Source organism: Inquilinus sp. KBS0705, assembly GCA_005938025.2.
GTDB lineage: Bacteria > Bacteroidota > Bacteroidia > Sphingobacteriales > Sphingobacteriaceae > Mucilaginibacter.
Window position 1 is genome coordinate 2446470 of sequence record VCCI02000001.1, and the last position, 20723, is coordinate 2467192.

General features: G+C 44.0%; 16 protein-coding genes. 10 read left to right on the top strand and 6 right to left on the bottom strand.

Annotated elements, in window-relative coordinates; genetic code table 11:
- Window positions 1–15: 15 nt before the first annotated feature.
- On the top strand, window positions 16–243 hold the full coding sequence (locus FFF34_010880) for a hypothetical protein (GenBank protein ID TSD67863.1): 228 nt from the start codon (window positions 16–18) through the stop codon (window positions 241–243).
- Between the two features lie 58 nt (window positions 244–301).
- Here FFF34_010880 and FFF34_010885 read toward each other — a convergent pair whose 3' ends face one another.
- Window positions 302–913: a DUF4136 domain-containing protein gene (locus tag FFF34_010885; protein TSD67864.1), complete on the bottom strand. Its 612-nt coding sequence runs from the start codon at window positions 911–913 to the stop codon at window positions 302–304.
- Window positions 914–1009: 96 nt separating this feature from the next.
- Complete coding sequence (locus FFF34_010890) at window positions 1010–2659, bottom strand: NAD+ synthase (GenBank protein TSD67865.1); 1650 nt, start codon at window positions 2657–2659, stop codon at window positions 1010–1012.
- 68 nt (window positions 2660–2727) lie between these two features.
- Between FFF34_010890 and gldB the strand changes: the two genes are divergently transcribed.
- Window positions 2728–3771 (top strand): gliding motility lipoprotein GldB, encoded by a 1044-nt coding sequence (gene gldB, locus FFF34_010895; protein TSD67866.1) that lies wholly within the window; start codon window positions 2728–2730, stop codon window positions 3769–3771.
- A gap of 65 nt (window positions 3772–3836) precedes the next feature.
- Here gldB and FFF34_010900 read toward each other — a convergent pair whose 3' ends face one another.
- The 3 genes from FFF34_010900 to FFF34_010910 form a co-directional block, all read right to left on the bottom strand.
- Window positions 3837–4028, bottom strand: coding sequence for a hypothetical protein (locus FFF34_010900; protein TSD67867.1), 192 nt, complete (start codon window positions 4026–4028; stop codon window positions 3837–3839).
- A gap of 75 nt (window positions 4029–4103) precedes the next feature.
- Window positions 4104–5099, bottom strand: coding sequence for an NAD-dependent epimerase/dehydratase family protein (locus FFF34_010905; GenBank protein ID TSD67868.1), 996 nt, complete (start codon window positions 5097–5099; stop codon window positions 4104–4106).
- Between the two features lie 84 nt (window positions 5100–5183).
- Window positions 5184–5957, bottom strand: a complete 774-nt coding sequence (locus FFF34_010910) for a ThuA domain-containing protein (protein ID TSD67869.1) — start codon at window positions 5955–5957, stop codon at window positions 5184–5186.
- A gap of 126 nt (window positions 5958–6083) precedes the next feature.
- On the opposite strand from FFF34_010910, the gene FFF34_010915 reads away from it, so the two are divergent.
- Window positions 6084–6620 (top strand): hypothetical protein, encoded by a 537-nt coding sequence (locus FFF34_010915; GenBank protein ID TSD67870.1) that lies wholly within the window; start codon window positions 6084–6086, stop codon window positions 6618–6620.
- 3 nt (window positions 6621–6623) lie between these two features.
- Here the strand turns inward: FFF34_010915 and FFF34_010920 are convergent, their stop codons facing one another.
- Window positions 6624–8108, bottom strand: coding sequence for an alpha-amylase (locus FFF34_010920; GenBank protein TSD67871.1), 1485 nt, complete (start codon window positions 8106–8108; stop codon window positions 6624–6626).
- A 397-nt stretch (window positions 8109–8505) separates the two neighbouring features.
- Between FFF34_010920 and FFF34_010925 the strand changes: the two genes are divergently transcribed.
- The 7 genes from FFF34_010925 (at window position 8506) to FFF34_010955 (ending at window position 20632) form a co-directional block, all read left to right on the top strand.
- A complete protein-coding gene (locus FFF34_010925) occupies window positions 8506–8706 on the top strand; it encodes a YtxH domain-containing protein (GenBank protein TSD67872.1) in 201 nt (66 codons plus the stop codon).
- Between the two features lie 328 nt (window positions 8707–9034).
- The gene (locus FFF34_010930) at window positions 9035–17449 is read left to right on the top strand and encodes a T9SS type B sorting domain-containing protein (GenBank protein ID TSD67873.1); all 8415 of its coding nucleotides are present in this window, start codon (window positions 9035–9037) and stop codon (window positions 17447–17449) included.
- The gene (locus FFF34_010935; protein TSD67874.1) at window positions 17337–17897 is read left to right on the top strand and encodes a nuclear transport factor 2 family protein; all 561 of its coding nucleotides are present in this window, start codon (window positions 17337–17339) and stop codon (window positions 17895–17897) included. Before FFF34_010930 ends, FFF34_010935 begins: the two co-directional genes overlap by 113 nt.
- Window positions 17898–17955: 58 nt before the next feature.
- Complete coding sequence (locus tag FFF34_010940; GenBank protein TSD68017.1) at window positions 17956–18591, top strand: pyridoxamine 5'-phosphate oxidase family protein; 636 nt, start codon at window positions 17956–17958, stop codon at window positions 18589–18591.
- A gap of 105 nt (window positions 18592–18696) precedes the next feature.
- On the top strand, window positions 18697–19251 hold the full coding sequence (locus tag FFF34_010945) for a carboxymuconolactone decarboxylase family protein (GenBank protein TSD67875.1): 555 nt from the start codon (window positions 18697–18699) through the stop codon (window positions 19249–19251).
- A gap of 62 nt (window positions 19252–19313) precedes the next feature.
- Window positions 19314–19727, top strand: coding sequence for a DUF1348 family protein (locus tag FFF34_010950; GenBank protein ID TSD67876.1), 414 nt, complete (start codon window positions 19314–19316; stop codon window positions 19725–19727).
- A 26-nt stretch (window positions 19728–19753) separates the two neighbouring features.
- On the top strand, window positions 19754–20632 hold the full coding sequence (locus tag FFF34_010955) for a helix-turn-helix domain-containing protein (GenBank protein ID TSD67877.1): 879 nt from the start codon (window positions 19754–19756) through the stop codon (window positions 20630–20632).
- Window positions 20633–20723: the final 91 nt, after the last annotated feature.

Consider the following 20723-nt stretch of genomic DNA (forward strand, 5'->3'; position numbering starts at 1 on the left):
CGAAGAGATTTGAGGATGAAATTTAAGAGAACGTTAAGTATACTATTATTACTACTATTTGTAAGCATAACGGCTTTTAGCCAGGATTGTGCCGACGGCCCGGGATTGCCCGGCGACGACCCGGATGCGCCTACTACAGGTTGCGACGTACCGCTTGATACCTGGGTATATGTATTAGTTATTGGTGCTGTTATATACGGTACTTACCGCTTGCATAACAAGCAAAAAGCCCTTTCTGCATAGGCAAAAAAGGCTTTATATTATTTGAAAAAGCTCCTGGTAAAAAACCAGGAGCTTTTTTTTATGACTTAACAGGCGGGGTGGTTAACTGTAGCTGATTAATAATACCTTCAACTACTTTAGGCAAATCTTTCATGGTTTGTTTTGGGTTATGCAATTCGCCAACACCATAGCCGCGCCATACAATTTGGTTGGTTCTGGCATCTATCAGGTCTATAATTACAGTACCCTCTTTGTAATGTACCTTTTGTGCCCATCCTGGTCCCCAGCCATAACCCGGGCCCCAACCATAGCCAAAGCCCCAATAAGGGCGGTACCAGCCATAACCCCAACCACCATAAAACCCACCATAATACGGTGTATAAAACTCTGTTTTTGTACCACGGCCTGTTACTGTAGCGTAGCTAACCAACAAATCGGGGTTTTGATTGGTAAGGGTTAAGCCTTTGGTTGTTAAGGCCTGCTTGGCGGCTTCCTGTAATTTACCGTTACCAATTTCGTCTAACGGTCGCCACTGTTTATTTGGATTTTTTTGAACGGGTGCTATCGCAAAAGTGCGATAAGCTGTAAGGTTGGTTTTGTTTTGTGCAGCGGTATAATAATTATAACTGCTGCAGGCCGACATTGCCGATAAAATTACCGCTGCCAGCATTAAATGAATATACTTTTTCATATCCTCACCATTATATTTTATAGCTCTTAGACTAACCTTTTAACAAAGGTTTAATGCTAAACTGTTAAACAGCAAATTTATTTTATCGGCCTGAATTCATGATAGATACTTGCCTACTATTGGCATACGCCGCCCCATACCAAATGCCTTTGGCGATACCCTTAATATTGGCGGGGTTTGGTAGCGTTTATGCTCGGCAATGTTTACCAGCCTTAATACCTTGCGCACTACAGCCTCATCAAAACCTTGTTTAATAATTTCGGCCGATGAGCGGCGGTGTACAATATACTGCTCTAATATAGCATCCAATATATCGTACTCGGGTAACGAGTCGGTGTCCTTCTGGTCGGGCCTTAATTCGGCCGATGGTGGTTTAACTATGGTATTTTCGGGGATGATCTCTCTGTCGCGGTTTAGGTAACGGGCCAATTCAAAAACCTGAGTTTTAAAAACATCACCTATTACTGATATCCCGCCGCACATATCGCCATATAAGGTACCATAACCTACAGCTGCCTCGCTTTTATTTGAGGTATTTAGCAATATGTAACCAAACTTATTGCACATGGCCATTAGTAATACCGCCCTACTGCGCGATTGTATATTTTCTTCGGCTATGTTAAAGGTTAAGCCGCTAAATTGCGGTTGCAAAGCATCTTCAAAGGCCTGGGTAATTTTGGCTATAGCCACCGTTTCCGATTTGCAGCCCAGATTACTCACCAAGTCCTCGGCATCTTTTAACGAGTGCGTACTGGAGAATTTTGAAGGCAGCAATACCGCCATTACATTTTGGGCACCCAAGGCCTCGGCAGCCAGTGCGCATACCACAGCCGAATCTATTCCGCCCGAAAGGCCGAGTATGGCCTGTTTAAAACCCGATTTATAAAAATAATCGCGTATGCCTAAAATAAGGCCCTGGTGTATTTGTTCAATATCGCTTTGCCTTTCGGGCTTAGCTGTAGTGGCGTGTTCAAATGTTAGTTCATTATTATCCTGCAGGGTGTAATAGGCGGTATGTTCTTCAAAATACGGTAGCTCGTCTATCAGCTTACCTGCACTATCAAACACCAGCGATCCACCGTCAAATATCAACTCGGTTTGGGCACCTACATGGTTTACATACAACAGGGGCAAATTATATCTGCCGGCATTGTCACTTAAAATAGCAATACGCTCTTCATCGTGGTTATAAGCAAACGGCGACGCGGCAATGTTTATCATCACATCAGGGTTTTGCTTTATCAGCGTATCCATTGGGCGGGTAATATAAAGCGGATTTTCTATGGTGTTCCATAAATCCTCGCAAATGGTAAGCGCTATACGTTTTCCCTTAAAATCAATACAATTAAACTGGGTAGATGGCTCAAAGTAGCGGTACTCGTCAAAAATATCGTAGTTAGGCAACAGCGCCTTATTTACAATGGCCCTTACCACGCCGTTCTCGATGAAATAGGCCGAATTATTAAGGTCCTTACCCTCACTGTTATTGTTTGGCGTCGGCAGGCCTATAATACAGGCTATATCCATACACTCGGCAGCTATGGTTTTAGCTGCATCATCACATAAGCTTATAAATTCTTCAAATTCTAAAAAGTCGCGCGCCGGGTAGCCGCAAACACACAATTCGGCAAAAACTACCAGGTCGGCGCCGTTTTGATTAGCCTGTTTTATACTGCTTATAATTTTATTGGTGTTCGATTCAAAATTACCTACATGGTAATTAAGCTGGGCTAATGCGATCTTCATAAGTTTATAACGTGGTATGCTTTGGCGTTAATGCAAATAAAAAAATTATTTTTGCTAAAACGATAAAAATGAGCGCTAATTCTGCCAAAAACCAACTTATTTACATAACTATTATGGTAGGCCTGTTGTTTACAGCCTGCACCCGCAGTAAAAAGATAGATGTAAGCAACATAGCGGTTGATGTTAAGGTAGAACGCTTTGACGCCGACTTTGACTCGCTTAGGGTAAAGCCCATGGACGAGCAGGCGGGGTTTTTACTCAAAAAATACGGCCCATTTTATACTGATTTTATTGAAAGGGTATTAAAGGCCGGATCGGCGCGCGATACGGCTTATTTTACCCGGCTAAGGGCTATTTTTGCTGATAAAGCCTACGCCGACCTTAAACACGATGTGGATGCCGCCTACCCTAATATGGATAAGCAAAACGCCGAGCTGACGGACGCTTTCAGGCGTATTAAGTACTATTACCCTAAAAAGAACATGCCCAAGGTTTACGCCTATTTTTCGGGTTTCCAGGCGCAAACTACCATAGGCGATGGTTATATAGGCATCGGGCTCGATCTTTTTTTGGGGGCCGATTCCAGGTTTTACCCGGCACTTATCGAAGGCTTTCCGCACTATATATCGCGCCGCTTTACCCCCGAAAACATTACCCCACGTGTGGTTGAGGATATAGCCCGCGAGGATATGTTCCCTGAGAGTGAGAAAAACACATCACTGCTAAGCAAGATGATATACAACGGGAAAATATTGTACTTTATGGACCAGGTGCTGCCCGATGTGCCCGACTCGTTAAAAGTTGGCTATACGCCTGAGCAAATGAAATGGTGCGAGAGCTTTAAAGGCAATATTTGGGGATATTTTTTAGAGGAGAACCTGCTTTACGAAACAGACTACCAAAAGATAACCAAATATTTGAATGAGGCCCCTTTTACCCCCGGCTTGGGCGACAAGAACGATTCGGCACCTAAGCTGGGTATTTGGACAGGCTGGCAAATTGTAAGGCAATATATGGATAAGCACCCCGATGTTACCCTGCAACAGCTAATGGTTGATAATGATGCGCAGAGGATACTAAATGAATCTAAATACCGACCCAAAAACCAATGATGACCGCATAAAAAAAGCGCTTAGGTAAACCCAAGCGCTTTTTGTTTATAAAATTCTTTTCAGTATTATTTCAATATTCCAAAAACGGCTTTTAACGCAAGGAAAGATGCTACCAATAAAATAAGGTTAGATATCAAAGTAGCATGAGGGAACTCGGCAAAGCGCAGGTAACAACCTACTAAACCAATAATAATATAAACTACTAATATTTTGTAGTGGCTTTCTGAATTAGCGTTTTCTGTTGATGATGGTTCCATTATTTATTTGTTTGCTGCAAAAATATAAATGTTTACCGAAAAAGCTACAATGTTTTCGGCATTTGTTATGGTTTTTTATTTCTTGGTCCAGCCTTGTGGCAGGTTTTCTTCTATCTCGATGTTCTCAAACTCGGCACTCGCGCGCGAGCCTACCACTTTGGCCCATGCGGCCATTTTTGCAATACCATCCTGCAGGCTTACATTAAGGCTTTTGCCAAATACGCCGGCCGCTTTAGAGTGGTCGCTGTGTGCGTGTAAAACCTCTTTACGGGCTTCCAAGTGTGTTACAATGGGCTCTACGCCTAACTCTTTAGCTACTACCTGTACCAATTCGTTAACGGTGTAAGGCTTATCGGCACCTACGTTAAATACCTGGTTATAGGCAGCGGGCACATTTATACAATTGGCAATATGCGGCGCAACATCGTCAATGTAGCTAAAGGCGCGTGTTTGCTCGCCATCGCCAAATATGGTCATGGGTTTTTGCTGCATTATCTGGTTCATAAAAATACCTATCACGTTACGGTATTTATCGCCAATGTTTTGGTTTTCGCCATAAACATTATGCGGGCGGAATATAACCGAGTTTAAGCCAAACATATGGTGTGCGGCTTTCAGGTCCATCTCTACAGCGTATTTAGCTACCCCGTAAGGGTCTTCGGGCTGGGGTACCATGCTCTCTAACATCGGTAATTGACCTGCGCCATAAACAGCAATTGACGAGGTAAATACAAAGCATTTTACCTTATACAAAACCGATAGGTTAATAAGGTTTACCGACCCTATAAGGTTGTTATTATAATTAAACCTGCGTATAAAGTGCGAAAGTCCCTCGGCGGCATATGCAGCCAGGTGGTATACATAATCAAATTTATGCTCGGCAAACAGTTTTTCTAATAACTCCACATCATTTATAGACCCTTTTATAAACTCAACACCGGCGGGTACGTGGTCTTCAAAACCACCGCTAAGGTCGTCGAGTACGATTACTTTGTGGCCCAGGTTTAAACAGTGTTTAGCTACGTGCGAGCCAATAAATCCGGCGCCGCCGGTTACTAAGGATGTGATCATGTTTTAGTTGAGTTATGCGTGCTTAGCACTTATGTTTTCCCAAAAATATCTAAAAAAACAAACAACAGGCATATAAAAGCGGAGCTATTTTTTGGCCGCCCAAAAAATAGCATTCCTAAAAATGGTTTTGTAGGCAGTATCGTCAAACAAAATTGGGGAGTGGCCCATAAAAATATAAACGTTGCGGGCTTTTACATTGAGGTTGGTCCAAACTACGGGGTGGTCGCCCATTTTGATATCTGAGTTTGGGGTGTAGGTATCCTCATCCACACTGGCCAGTACCTTTACATTTGGGCGGGGACTTTTATCGTAGGTGTACCACTCCTCCTGTTTAATGCCGAAACTGGCAGGTACACCTTTCATTACCGGGTGCGCTTTATCCTCTACATTCACTTTTGCTGCCGCGAAGGTGGCTATATAATTTTTATACTGAATGTCGCCCATAAAACCCGAGAACCATTGCCAAAGGGGGTAACCATCAAACTCACCCAGCAGGGTGGCGTGATGAAAACCTATCCAACCGCCATAGCCTTTGGTAATATAGTTTTGAAAGGCTGTTACCGCCTTGTCTTCCCAGGCGTAGGGTGGGTAATCTAACTGGATAAACAGGTTGTATCGGGATAAGAAAGCACTATCTATATTATCGGTATTGTTGATATAATCGATACTGAAATTACTATCGGCAGCCAGCTGATTAAGCCAAACTTTAGCAGCTTTAGAGTATGCTACGTGGTGACCGCCGTTTTCGTACAGTGCTATTACCTTAAACCTGGGGCTGGTAGTTTGGCCTTGAGCCGCGCAATTGTTAAAACCAAGCGTAAGTACAAGCAGCAGGAGCAACAGTGATGGTATTTTCATTTATAAGGCAGGATATGGTGAGATGGCATATCCTGCCCTAAAATATAAATAAAACATAGTAATCTGCTGGGAATATTACGTGTTATAAATAGTTATTATTAATTTAGCTAGACCTATTCCTTAATTATGACAGAAAATAATTACAGCTTTAAAAAGCTTTTCTTAGTATACACTTTAACCGGAATTCCTTTTACCTTACCTATAAGTTTGTCCTTCATATTTAACATACTTCCATTTAATTATGAAGGACAAACTTACAGCGGATCCATGGGGTTTGCATTTTCGTTGTGCTATATACTAATTGGAGGACTTGTGCTCTCAATTTTAAACTGGACAATTTTAAATTTAGGTGATCTTATATATAAAATGTTTTGGCATGATGAAAGGTCTTACAAATTCAAAAGACTTTTTTTAACCTATTTATTTATCATTGCTCCGCTATCTGTTTTAGAAGGAGTGCTAGCACTTTTTCATTTAGTCCCGGTTAATTTTAACAATACCCCTACATACGGCCTTAAAGGTTTTATTATTGTAATAATATTCAGCCCTTTTATTCTTTCCATGATTAGTGGCGCAAACTGGATTGGACTACAAATTGGTGATGCCTTACTTAAAGAATGTCTCAAAATATTTAAGAGGAAAAGTCCAAAAGTGTCGGCATAATGCTTAATACTTTAACGCCCAAACCGATACCGACCCGGCACGAACAAAAAACTCGCCCCAGCCCTCTTGGTTGATGATAACCTCGGCGTCGTGCTTGTTCAGGTAATCAACGAATACTTTACCGGCGTGGCGCTGACCGACCTCCATATTTTTGTTACCTTCTTCTCCGTTTGAGATAACCACCGCGCAGCCCGAGTTCTCGTGTTCGTCATCGCCCTCGCGGGTCCAGCCGATGCAATTGGGGTGGTCGAGGTATTCGCGCTGTGCCCCGTAGGCCAAATGCTTGCGTGTAAACAGTAGCGATTCCAACTCGGCAACAGGTTCTAATATCACTTCATGTTCTTGTCCGTCGTCACCCTTATCTGTATACTTAGTGCCATACATATCGGCGTAAAACACACATGGGTAGCCATGTTCGCGCAGTAGTATCAAGGCGTAGGCCAGCGGTTTGAACCAGGGCTCAACCGGTTGGGTAAGCGATTGCAGGGGTTGGGTGTCGTGGTTCTCAACCAGTGTTACCGCCCTTGACGGGTTGGCTGCTACCAACGTGTTATCAAATATTTTGGTCAAATCATAATCGTCACCTTGTACCGACGCCTCGTGCAGGTTATTATGCAGCGGCGCATCAAACAACGACATACGGCCTCCAGTGGCTTCAATGTACTCCTGCAATAAATCTACGCTGTAGCTCCAGTATTCGCCGACGGTAAACAACTCCTGCCCGGTTTCGGCGCGCAGGTGGTCCAGCCAGTCGTTATAAAAATCGTAAGAGATATGCTTGATCGCATCCAGGCGCATGCCATCAAACTGCAGGGTATCGTAAAACCATTTCCCCCAGCGTTTCAGCTCTTCGCGCACAGCAGGGTTGCGGGTATCAATATCATCCAGCATCAGGTAGTCAAAATTGCCGTTCTCGGTACCTACCACATCCTCCCATGCCTCGCCGTATTGGTTTTGAATGCTGTAGATAGCATTCTCGCCGGTGGCGGCATCATGGTCTATACCCGAGAAGCACTGCCAGTCCCACACAAACTGCGAATACACGCCATTACGCCCGGGAAAAGTGAATTTGGTAAAAGCCTCTATCTCGTAAGGTTCGCTTATAAATTCGTTGCGGTTATCGGGGTTTACTTTGCGTACGGTAACCTTTTCGGTTTCATCGGCGCCGCCCATGTGGTTCAATACCACATCCATGTAAACGGCAACACCGGCGCCTTTTGCGGCTTGTATGGCATCTATCAGCTGCTGTTTGGTGCCATACTTGGTACGCACCGTCCCTTTTTGGTCAAATTCGCCCAGGTCATATATATCATAGACATCATACCCTACCGAGTAGCCGCCGGCCCCACCTTTATAAGCAGGTGGCAACCAAACCGCATCGATACCTATATTTTTTAATCTGCCCGATTCGTTCTTTAAATGGTCGTACAAACCGCCATCGCCCGGCGAATACCATTCAAAAAACTGCAGCATCGTAAAATTTTCCATGTATCTGACAAATATGTTTAAACACCTTACAACCCAATACTAAGGTTTAGGTTTTTGAAAATTGTATAACTGGCTTTTATTATCGCCTTAGATAATATTTTTTTAAGATACGATTATATTAGTTAACCGATATGAGTAGCGATTGTATGGGCGGTAATGTCCGCGCAGCGAGTTGACTCACCCCCTGCCCCTCTCTCCGTTGACTAACGTAAAGAGGGGGAGCTTTTTTCTTTTCTTGCACACTCTTTCCGCGCAGCGGAGAGAGGGTCGGCCAGCGAAGCGTCGCTTCGGTGAGTTACCCGCGTAATTTAATCTTAAATAATCTCCTTCCTACCCCAACTATTGGCACTATACTTGCATTTATACAGGTATAATATTTACCTAAAAAACAACGATCATGGGATTATTAAAATTTATAGCAGTTGGCGCAGCCATAGGGTACGGGATAAACTATATCACTAAAAAAGGTCCTAACGGCCGTTCTATCCTTGATGATATCACCGAGGATGCACCTGAGTGGTTTGACAAGGCTAAACAGTTTGCTACCGATAAGGTAGAATTGGCTGTAAAGCAAGCGCAAGAAAAAAGCGGATCTTAACCGCCTGCTTAAACATCAAAATAAAAGCCTCCCGGCATACCGGGAGGCTTTTATTTTTTATGGACTTTTTAATATTTATAATATTATTGCTTAATAAGTAAAACGAGGGTGCCAAACAACATAATACCGCCAAAAAACAGCTAAAATGTTTTTTATTATATAATATTTAATAAATAGTAAATATGTTATATTCACGGTCTAATTTAAATATTGGTTAAGCCCTATCACCCTGACTGAAAGCTACATATAGCCTTCGGCCGTCTTTCTAATTTATTAGGATGCGATATGTGTTTGATCACAACTAACAACTGATCACAACCCGCATTCTATGAAAAGAATATTTACCCACAAAATTCAAAGTGTATTATTGGTTATTGCGGCTTTGCTGTTTAGCGTGCCGGCGTTTGCACAGGTATCTGCAGATGCTACTTTAAGCGACTTAAGCCTAAGCGATGGCAGCCTTTCGCCGGTATTTTCGGCCGGCACACACAACTATACCGCCACTGTAGACCATACCATTACCACCATTGCAGTTACTCCTACTACCAATGATGAAAACGCTACGGTTAAAGTAAATGGAACAACTGTTGGCTCGGGCGATGCATCGGATGATATTACGCTGGTTTATGGCGATAATACCATCACTGTACAAGCAAAGGCCGAAGATGGCACCACCATTATTAATTATATTGTACACCTTACCCGCCTAAAAGCTACTGACGCCACATTAGGCAGTTTAACAGTAACCGGCGCGGATGTTAACCCCGACTTTAATGGCGCTATTACATCATACACTGCAACTGTCGACCCAACTGTAGCATCAGTTACCTTAAGTGCCTCCGTTACCGAAGAAAATGCTACTATAAAAGTAAACAATGTAAGCCTTGCATCGGGTGCAACTACCGGCAACCTAACATTAGCATTTGGCGATAATACTATTACTGTAAAGGTTACTGCGCAGGATGGCACCACCATTAAAAATTATATTATACACATTACCCGGTTAAAAGCCACCGATGCTACTCTAAGCAGTTTGGTGGTAAATGGTGCGGATATCAGCCCTGAGTTTGACGCCGCAACTACTGACTATACAGCCACTGTAGATCCATCTGTCACATCAGTTACGGTAACACCAACCGTTAACGAAACTAATGCCACTGTTAAGGTAAATAACATCACTTTAGCATCAGGTACAACATCGGGTAATATTCTGCTGGCTTTTGGCGCCAATACCATCACTGTAAAAGTCACTGCACAGGATGGTACCACTATTAAAAATTACGTAATACATATTAACAGGCCAAAATCTGCTGATGCTACCCTAAGCAATTTAGTGGTAAACACCGCCGATCTTGATAATGAATTTGATGCAGCTACCACTAACTATACCGCATCTGTAGACCCGGCCGTATCGTCGGTTACTATTACACCCACCACCACTAATGCAGGCGCTACCATTAAGGTAAACAACGTAACTGTAGCATCGGGCCACGCATCGGGCAATATTGCCTTGGCCTTTGGTAATAATGTTATCACGGTAAAAGTTACCGCGCAGGATGGTACTACCATTATCAATTATACCATTACAGTTACCCGCCCAAAATCTGCCGATGCCACTTTAAGTAACTTGGTAGTAAGCGGCACAAACATCAGCCCGGGATTTGATAGTGGGTCTACCGATTATACCGCTACTGTAGATGCCGGTATATCGTCGGTAAGTATAACACCAACAGCAGGCAATGCCAACGCGGTAATTAAAGTAAATAATGCAACGGTGTTGTCGGGCCATGCGTCGGGCAGTATTGCTTTAGCCTTTGGCGATAATCTCATCAACATAAAAGTCACCGCACAAGATGGAATTACTATCAACAATTATACAGTAACCGTTACGCGTTCCCTTTCGAGCGATGCCACCTTAGGCCACTTAGTAGTAAATGGCGCCGATCTGAGCCCCGTTTTTGATAGCGGCACCAATACTTACAGTGCTTCGGTAACTAACACAGTATCGGTAATTAGCATTACACCTACAGTTAATAACTCAAACGCTACTGTTACCATAAATGGTGTAAACGTAAATTCGGGTACGGCATCTGATGAGTTACCGCTTGTTTATGGCGATAACACTTTTACCGTAGCTGTAACCGCGCAGGACGGCACTACCACCAACAGCTATACCATTGATATTACCAGGGCGCCATCGTCAGATGCCACCTTAAGCAACCTGGAGCTGAGTGCGGCAAGTTTAAGCCCATCTTTTAATGCCGAAACCAATGCATACACAGCTTCGGTTGGTAACGATGTTACCAGCATCAATGTTACCCCAACCCTAAGCGACCCTAACGCAACGGTTACTGTAAACGATGCCGGCACCTCATCGGGCAGTCCATCGGGCGATATTGCCCTGGTATATGGCGATAACCTGATAACCGTAACAGTAACCGCATCTGATGGCAGCACTACCAATAGCTATAGTATACATGTTACCAGGCAGCCATCATCAAATGCTACGCTGCAAAGCCTTAGCATCAGTGATGTAACCCTTAGCCCCGATTTTGATGGCGGTACCACCAGTTATTCGGCTACGGTGGATGGCAGTATATCCTCGGTAGTGGTTACACCTGCGGTAACCGATGCCGACGCAACAGTTAAGGTAAATAACGTAACAGTAGCGGCGGGCGAAAGCACGGCCACTATACCACTCGCATTTGGTAATAATGCCATTACTATAAAAGTTACCGCGCTTGATGGCATCACCGTAACCACCTACACCGTACACATCAACCGGGTAAAATCAACAGATGCAACTTTAAGCAGCCTAATATTTAGCGGCGCAGATCTTAGCCCTGATTTTGACCCTGCAACTACTACCTATACCAGCACGGTAGACCATACTGTAACATCAATAACTGTTACGCCTACCACAACCAATACAAACGCCACCATCAGGATAAAAGGCGCTGCCGTGATCTCGGGCACCGAATCGGCTGCTATATCATTGGTGTATGGCGATAACATTATCAGGACAAGGGTAACCGCACAAGATGGTGTTACACTGGCCACATATATCACAACCGTAACCCGCTTAAAATCTACAGATGCCACGTTAAGCAGCCTGACTGTAAGCGGTATCGACCTTGATTCGCCTTTCGACCCGTCGACTAATACATATACCGCTACTGTAGATTATACGGCCACATCTGTTACTATAACCCCAACTAAAACTGACCCTGATGCAACCATTACCGTTAATGGTACCACCGTTGCTTCGGGCAGCGCATCTTCGGCAATTTCGCTGCTGTATGGCAATAACACCATCACCGTTATTGTTACCGCCCAGGATGGCACTACCACCAACAGCTATACCATCGGCATAACAAGGCCGTACAACACCGATGCTACATTAAGCAATTTAACAGCCGCCGGCACCGATCTGGACCCTGTATTTGACAGTGGTACTACTGATTATACCGCTACAGTTGCCTATGGCGTAACTACTACTACCATTACACCAACGCTAACTGATGCCAATGCTACTGTTGCCATTAATGGTAATACCATATTATCGGGGCATGCATCGGCAAGCTTACCACTTAGCCTTGGCGATAATACATTTAATGTGATAGTTACCGCGCAGGATGGCACTACTACCAACACTTACACTATTACTGTAACGCGCCAGCCATCAACAGATGCTACCTTAAGCAACCTGCTTGCTACCGGCCTAACGCTATCGCCATCCTTTAATGCCGCTACACTTGACTATACCGCATCTGTTACCTTTGGAACAAGCCTTGCGCATATTGTGCCAACCGTAAATGATGCCAATGCTACTGTAACTGTTAACGACGAAGCCGTAACATCGGGCCAATCATCTGTTGATATCCCCTTAGAAGTAGGCGACAATGCTATAAACGTGGCAGTAACCGCACAAGATGGCAGTACCGTAAACAATTATACCGTAACCATTACAAGGGGGGCATCGGCCAACGCCAGGTTAAGCAACCTTGCTGTAAGCGGCGCTACCCTATCGCCGGTATTTGCAACTAATACACTAACCTATGCCGCGCATGTAAGCCACGAAACCGAATCTGTTACTATAAAGCCTACATTGGCTAACATACTGGCTTCGGTAACGGTAAATGGCGACGCGGTAACGTCCGGCGAGGCATCAGCAGATATACCTTTAGATATTGGCGATAATACGATCACTGTTACCGTAACCGCACAAAACGGCACCACCATCCGCAATTATACGGTTGTGGTAACGCGTGCAAAATCATCCGACGCTACCTTAAGCAGCCTGGCCCTTAGCGCTGCCGATATTGACCCGGCTTTTGACCCGGCCACCACAAGCTATGCGGCAACCGTTGATGCTACGGTATCATCAGTAACTATAACCCCGACTACGACTGATACCGACGCAACGGTTACCGTTAACGATGCAAGCGTAGCTGCGGGCGAATCGTCAGCAGACCTTTCGCTTAATATTGGCACTAATACTTTCTATATAGTGGTAACCGCAGCCAATGGCACAACCAAACAAACGTATAGCCTGGTAGTTACAAAAGCTCCTGCTACAGATGCCACTTTAAGTAGTTTGGCCATAGATGGTGCAGACATTGACCCCGGATTTGATGCCGGTACTACAGCTTACACCGCATCCGTTACAAATGATATTGCATCAGTTAATATAACCCAGCAGGTAACCGACCCTAACGCCACCGTTAAAATAAACGGCAGCGCAGCCCCTTCAGATGGTTCGGCAGTTGCCGTACCTTTAATTATTGGGGACAATACCATTACTATAAGCGTTACAGCGCAGGATGGTACCACTATTAATGATTATACCATAACCGTTACGCGTGCGCAATCGTCGGATGCTACCCTAAGCAGCTTAACTTTTAGCAGCGGCGATTTAGACCCTGCCTTTGACCCGTATACCAACGAATATAATGCATCGGTTGGCACTGATATCAGCTCGGTTAATGTAACCCCTGTTGCTACCGATGCCAATGCAACCGTAACCGTTAACGACTCTACAATTACGCCCGGCACTGCTCCCATTACTGTACCGCTTGATTTTGGCGATAACAGTGTCACTATTAACGTTACCGCGCAGGACGGTACACCGAATACTTATACCATTACGGTGAACAGACCGCAGTCATCTGATGCTACCTTAAGTAGTTTGGCGGTGAGCACCGGAGAACTATCACCTGCATTTACGCCAGACGGTTTGGAATATACACTTGCTGTTAGCGATACCACATCAGCCATCCATATCACCCCAACGGCTAACAGCCCATCAGCAGTTATTACTGTTAATGATACTGAAGTAAAATCCGGCGAACAATCGGAAGACATCCCGCTGGACTTTGGCGATAACTATATCAACATTACTGTTACCGCACAGGATGGTACACCAAATACTTATACCGTTACGGTGAACAGACCGCAGTCATCTGATGCTACCTTAAGTAGTTTGGCGGTGAGCACCGGTGAACTATCGCCTGCATTTACACCGGATGGCTTAGAATACACTGTTGCTGTAAGCGATACTACATCATCTATCAACATCACCCCAACGGCTAACAGCGCATCGGCATTTGTTACCATTAATGATAATGAAATAACATCCGGCGAACAATCGGAAGATATACCATTGGACTTTGGCGATAACAACATGAACATTACTGTTACCGCACAGGATGGAACGCAAAACACATACACTATTACGGTAAACAGGCCGCAGTCGTCAGATGCTACTTTGAACAGTTTAGCGGTGAGCACCGGAGAACTATCGCCTGCATTTACACCGGATGGCTTAGAATACACTGTTGCTGTAAGCGATACTACATCATCTATCAACATCACCCCAACGACTAACAGCGCATCGGCATTTGTTACCATTAATGATAATGAAATAACATCCGGCGAACAATCGGAAGATATACCATTGGACTTTGGCGATAACAACATGAACATTACTGTTACCGCACAGGATGGAACGCAAAACACTTATACCATCACCGTAAACAGGCCGCAGTCGTCAGATGCGACACTTTCCAGCTTAACGCTTAGTGCAGGTGAGTTATCGCCTGAGTTTGAAAGCGGACATAAAACCTACACCGCCACTGTGGCAAATAACGTTAGCACTATCTCTTTTGCAGCCATTGCCAGCCATTCGGACGCTACCATTTCATTAAATGGTGAAACGGTGACAGGCGAGGGCTCGTCGGGTGATCTGGACCTAACGGTAGGGCAAAACACATTTACCGCTATAGTTACCGCGCCCGATGGCGAAACCACCAGCACATACACCGTTGTAGTAACACGGTTAGCACCGGGCAATGCCACATTATCTGGCTTAACCTTAAGCAGCGGCACACTTAGCCCGGCATTTGTAAAAACCACTGCCAACTACACCGCTACCGTTACCGATCTGGTGTCGTCTATTAACGTTACCCCTTTTGCAAGCGAGGTTAGCTCGACAATTAAAGTAAATGGTAAAAGCACTAAGTCGGGTGTTGCATCGGCAGATATTCCTTTGGTTAGTGGTAACAACACTATTACCATGGTGGTAACTGCTAAAGACGGCACCACCAAAACCTATAAGGTGGTGGTAACCCGCAGCGCGCCGGTGGTAAACAATGCCAACCTGGCGTCGTTATCGTTAACCAATGTATCCTTTACGCCCGAGTTTGGCGCTGCTACAACCAGTTATACTGCTACCGTACCTAATACAGTGGCAGCTACATCAGTGCATTTCACTGCAAGCGATGCTAATTCAAAGGTTACGGTTAACGGTAAAGTATATACAGGCACATCCGACAATATAGCTTTAGCTATAGGCCCAAACACTATCACCACTGTAGTAACCGCTAAGGATGGTAAAACGCAAAAAACTTACACGGTAATAGTATCAAGGGTAAAAGCCGAACAAAGCATCACCTTTGCCAATGTTACCAAAAGCTTTGGTGACGCCGATTTCTCGCCTGCAACAGCGTCATCGGGACTGGCAGTAAATTACAGCACATCTGATGCTAAAGTGGTAAGTGTAGCAAATGGCAAATTACATATTGTAGGCATTGGTACCGCTAACATAGCAGCCAGCCAGCCGGGCAACACTAATTTCCGCGAAGCGGTAACGGTAACCCGCTCGGTTACCGTGCAAATTGCCTCGCAAACCATCACCTTTACCCCAATAACAAAAAGCTTTGGCGATGCTGATTTTTCACCTGCTACCGTATCATCGGGCCTACCGATAACTTATGTAAGCTCAGCTCCTAAAGTTATTAGTGTGTTAAACGGCAAACTGCATGTTATGGGCATTGGCACAGCTACCATAACAGCCAGCCAGCCGGGTATTAAAAACCAATACAGCGCTGCTAAGCCGGTAATTCAAAAAGTCACTGTAGCTATCGCTACGCAAAGCATCACCTTTGCGGCCACTACCAAGGCTTTTGGCGATGCTGATTTTTCGCCGGCTACCGTATCATCAAGCTTACCTGTTACTTACACCAGTTCAAACACTAATGCTATTACTGTAGTGAGCGGCAAGCTGCATATAGTGGGTATTGGTGTAGCTAACATTACGGCCAGTCAGCCGGGTATTAAAGACCAATACCTTGCAGCCAAGGCCGTAACACAAAAGGTTACCGTAACCGTGGCGGCGCAAACCATCACCTTTGCTACAACAACAAAAGCCTATGGCGATGCCGATTTTTCGCCGGCTACCGTATCATCAGGCTTGCCAATAACTTATGTAAGCTCGGCACCTAAGGTTGTCAGTGTAGTTAGCGGCAAACTGCATATTGTTGCACCGGGCACATCTACTATTACAGCGAGCCAGCCGGGTATAGCTAATAAGTATACCGCTGCAAAAAGCGTAAGTCAAAAAGTTACAATTAACAAAGGGCCGCAGGTATTTACATTTGCCACCGCCACGCACACTTATGGCAACGCCGACTTTATCCCGGCAACTGTATCTACAGGATTGCCTATAACCCTCATAAGCTCCAACCCTAAAATTGTCACCATTGTGGGGGGCAAGCTGCATATTGTGGGCACCGGGCAGGCAAACATTGTAATCAGCCAGGTGGGTAACGCCAATTACCTTGCTGCAAACACTGTAACAGCTATAACTATAAACAAAGCTGTACTAACAGTAACTGCCGATAATAAAACCAAAAAAGCAGGTACAGCCAACCCCGTATTAACCGCCACCATTACCGGCTTTGTTAACAACGAAACCAAAACTGTGCTTACGGCACAGCCAAAACTGGTTACCCCTGCTGTTATCGGGTCTAAAGTGGGCACTTACGCAATTACCGCCAGCGGCGCAACCGCAGCCAATTACAGCTTCACCTACGTTGCAGGTAAGTTAACGGTTACAGCGGCAACTGTTAAAACAATCGAAGAGCAACCGCTTAACCAGCCGTTTACACAGGTGTTACCGCCGCCGGTAGTAAGCAAAGCCATGTCGCCAAATGGTGATGGAATAAACGATGTGCTCACAATTGAGGGTATTGACAACTACCCGGATAATCGGTTAATGATAATGGATATAAATGGCAGCAGCTTGTTTGAGATACAAGGCTATGACAACCAGGCTAAAGTATTCGACGGGCATGCCAGCACTACCCAGGCTATGCAAAAACCGGGCACCTATTATTACCTGTTGGAATATAAGGACAAAGGCGAGCTTAAACGCGTTACAGGATACTTCCTGCTTAAATACTAAACAAACAAAAAAGGCTTCGCAAATTGTGAAGCCTTTTTTGTTAAAGACCCTTTATGTAAGTAGCTTTATCTATCAAAATAAAACGATGAAAACCCAAAAAGAAGTAGTTGAGTTATTCTCCGGCGGTAAATTCGACGAGGTTGTTGACTATATAGCTGAAACAGTTGAATGGACCATTTATGAAGAGAAGATGGTTATAAATGGCAAAGACAATGTGTTAAAGTTTTGCAGCTCGGTAGCTGAATATTTTAAATCGCTTACTACCAAATTTGAAATGTTTGGCATTATTGCCGACGGCGATAAAGTGGCCATTTATGGCAGGGCTGAATTTATACGCGACTCGAAGACAGTGAATATTGTACACTCCTGCGATGTTTACGAATTTGACGGTGACGGGAAAATTTTAAAAATATACTCCTATTGCAATTCGGCACCTACACAAGAATGAGCTTGTGTTACCATGAAAACTATGCCTTAATATTTTCAGTTACGATAAATCACAAATGATGAACTATGCGAAAATTGCTTTTACCGATGCCATAAAGGCCCTGCAGGAAGATAATGGAAGCCGGGCCGGCTATGCCAGGATGGAAAAGAACAACAACACTAATGGATTTACACCTGCGGAGGAGGGATTTATTAGCGAGCGAGACAGTTTTTACATGGCTACCATTGGCGAGAATGGCTTTCCTTACATTCAGCATAGAGGGGGGCCAAAAGGCTTTATGAAGGTTTTAGATCACCATACACTGGGCGTGGTTGATTTTAGCGGCAATAAGCAATACATCAGCGTAGGGAATGCTGCTACTAACCAAAAGGTTTCCCTGTTCCTGATGGATTATCCCAACAGATCAAGATTAAAACTATACGCGGATATCCGTATTGTCGAAATTGAAGATGACCCGGGCCTTTTTAAGCTGCTTGACCCAGACACGTATAAGCACAAAGCAGAACGGATGATGATCTTCGACGTAAAGGCTTACGACTGGAATTGCCCGCAGCATATTACACAACGTTATACGATGAATGACATTGAAACCGCCTTTGCTGACCGAAACGCATATGTGAGAAAGCTGGAGATGGAAGTGGAACTTTTACGTACCGTTGTTGAAAAGAATGGCCTTAAGATACCTAAATATTAAATAGCGGCCTAATTGTCCATGCAGTAACGCCCTTTATCCATGTGTTGAAACATACGAGTGACGCACCTTTGTATTGTCAATAAAGACAAACAAAATTTTAAAAAAATGTCACGTTTAACAGCGCTAGATCCTGAAACAACTACAGGGAAATCAAAAGATCTTTTTACAGCTATCAAAGGCAAACTCGGCATGGTGCCAAATATGATGAGGACGATGGGTACTTCACCCGCCGTTTTAAATGGCTACCTTGCTTTTAGCGGGGCTTTAGCAGAAGCAACTATTGGCGGCAAGCTTGGAGAACTTATAGCACTTACTGTTGCAAATGCAAACAGCTGCGATTATTGCAATGCCGCACACAGCTTTATAGGCGAAAAACTGGTACACATTGATGCCGCCAGCATTTCAAACGCACGCCAGGGTAAATCAGCCGATGCTAAAATTCAGGCCGCGCTTGATTTTTCGAGGACCATTGTTGAAAAAAAGGGCCGGATCAACGATGCCGATGTGGACGCGTTAAAAAATGCCGGTTATAATGAAGCAGCGATAGCCGAAATTATAGCCCATGTTAGCCTTAATTTGTTCACAAACTACTTTAACAATGCAGCAAAGGTTGTGGTAGATTTTCCTGAAGTTGACCTGGTTAAAACAGCCGCTATTTAATCATATTAACCACTAAGAATGGATAAATTTGTCTTTATCCATTCTTAAATCAATATCGCATAATGGAACAAAAATTTCCCCTTCCTCCGTTTACTATGGAGACTGCTTTACAGAAAGTGCAACTTGCCGAAAATGCCTGGAACACCAAAGACCCCGAAAAAGTTTGTATGGCTTATACCGTTGATACCGAATGGCGTAACCGAACGGAATTTATTAATGGAAGAGAAGAGGTAAAAGCTTTTTTAACCAAAAAATGGGAGAAAGAATTGGATTATAAGCTAAAAAAAGAACTATGGGGGTTCCGCGAAAATCGTATGGCAGTGCGCTTTGAGTATGAGTGGCGTGATCAAAAGGGACAATGGTACCGCAGCTACGGAAATGAACTTTGGGAATTTGACGAAAACGGGTTAATGCGCAAACGTTACGCCAGCATCAATGATCTTGAAATATCAGCCGCTGAAAGACAACTATTTTAATTGGCATCCAACTAAACCATAATATTTTGACAGCTCATCAAACCGCTTTTACATTAATTAACCCGCAAACAAAAGCATTGGCCTTTAAGATATTTGCTTTTGAGGATGATACGTACTTTAACCAGCTAAAAAATTATAATTACTACTCGTTGATTTTGGTAACTAAGGGAAACGGCAAGCTGACCGCAGACTTTTCCGAATATGAATTTAAGGAAAACAGCCTGATGAGTTTTTCTATCTACCAGCCGTATATGATAAAGGCCAAGGCCGAATTTAAAGGACTTTTAATTAATTTCCATCCCGATTTTTTCTGTATTCACAAGCATCAGGAGGAAGTTGCCTGTAACGGGGTACTTTTTAATAATATTTACCAATCGCCGCAGGTGCAATTACAGGATAAGGAAATGGAACTGCTAACCGGCCTGGTTAATGACTTAAAAATGGAAATGCAAAACACAGCGGTTGCACAATATGAATTGATGATTGCATACCTAAAGATATTTCTGATAAATGCATCCAGAATGAAGATAAATACGCAATTACTTCAAACATCCGGCACAAAAAAGGAACCCTTTATACTAAAAACGCTGAAAGACGCCATTGAAGAGCATTATAAAAGTAAACACAGCGCAAGCGATTATGCTGATATGCTAAACATCTCTGCCAAGGCATTAAACAGAATTAGTAAAACACATTTCAACAAAACCCTGAGTAACCTTATCGCGGAGCGCATCATTATCGAAGCCAAACGCGAATTGTACCTTACTGCCAAGCCGGTTAAAATGATAGCGTACGAACTGGGTTTTAACGATGAGTTTTATTTTAGCCGGTTTTTTAAAAGCAATGCGGAAGTCTCTCCTCAAATTTATCGCGAAACGGTTGGGTTTGCCAGGGCTGAAGCTTGATGAAATACATTTTTTATTAGACCGCTTTATGTCTGGGGGGCTCCCCGTTCATATAAAGATAAGAAGCAGTGATGGAAAATTTTTAAAATAT

Coding starts and splice junctions, on each gene's coding strand:
- FFF34_010890 (TSD67865.1), bottom strand. CDS start 2,659: ATGAAGATCGCATTAGCCCAGCTTAATTACCATGTAGGTAATTTTGAA.
- FFF34_010930 (TSD67873.1), top strand. CDS start 9,035: ATGAAAAGAATATTTACCCACAAAATTCAAAGTGTATTATTGGTTATT.
- FFF34_010935 (TSD67874.1), top strand. CDS start 17,337: ATGCCAGCACTACCCAGGCTATGCAAAAACCGGGCACCTATTATTACC.
- FFF34_010945 (TSD67875.1), top strand. CDS start 18,697: ATGTCACGTTTAACAGCGCTAGATCCTGAAACAACTACAGGGAAATCA.
- FFF34_010880 (TSD67863.1), top strand. CDS start 16: ATGAAATTTAAGAGAACGTTAAGTATACTATTATTACTACTATTTGTA.
- FFF34_010925 (TSD67872.1), top strand. CDS start 8,506: ATGGGATTATTAAAATTTATAGCAGTTGGCGCAGCCATAGGGTACGGG.
- FFF34_010905 (TSD67868.1), bottom strand. CDS start 5,099: ATGATCACATCCTTAGTAACCGGCGGCGCCGGATTTATTGGCTCGCAC.
- FFF34_010885 (TSD67864.1), bottom strand. CDS start 913: ATGAAAAAGTATATTCATTTAATGCTGGCAGCGGTAATTTTATCGGCA.
- FFF34_010915 (TSD67870.1), top strand. CDS start 6,084: ATGACAGAAAATAATTACAGCTTTAAAAAGCTTTTCTTAGTATACACT.
- FFF34_010920 (TSD67871.1), bottom strand. CDS start 8,108: ATGGAAAATTTTACGATGCTGCAGTTTTTTGAATGGTATTCGCCGGGC.
- gldB (TSD67866.1), top strand. CDS start 2,728: ATGAGCGCTAATTCTGCCAAAAACCAACTTATTTACATAACTATTATG.
- FFF34_010910 (TSD67869.1), bottom strand. CDS start 5,957: ATGAAAATACCATCACTGTTGCTCCTGCTGCTTGTACTTACGCTTGGT.
- FFF34_010950 (TSD67876.1), top strand. CDS start 19,314: ATGGAACAAAAATTTCCCCTTCCTCCGTTTACTATGGAGACTGCTTTA.
- FFF34_010940 (TSD68017.1), top strand. CDS start 17,956: ATGAACTATGCGAAAATTGCTTTTACCGATGCCATAAAGGCCCTGCAG.
- FFF34_010900 (TSD67867.1), bottom strand. CDS start 4,028: ATGGAACCATCATCAACAGAAAACGCTAATTCAGAAAGCCACTACAAA.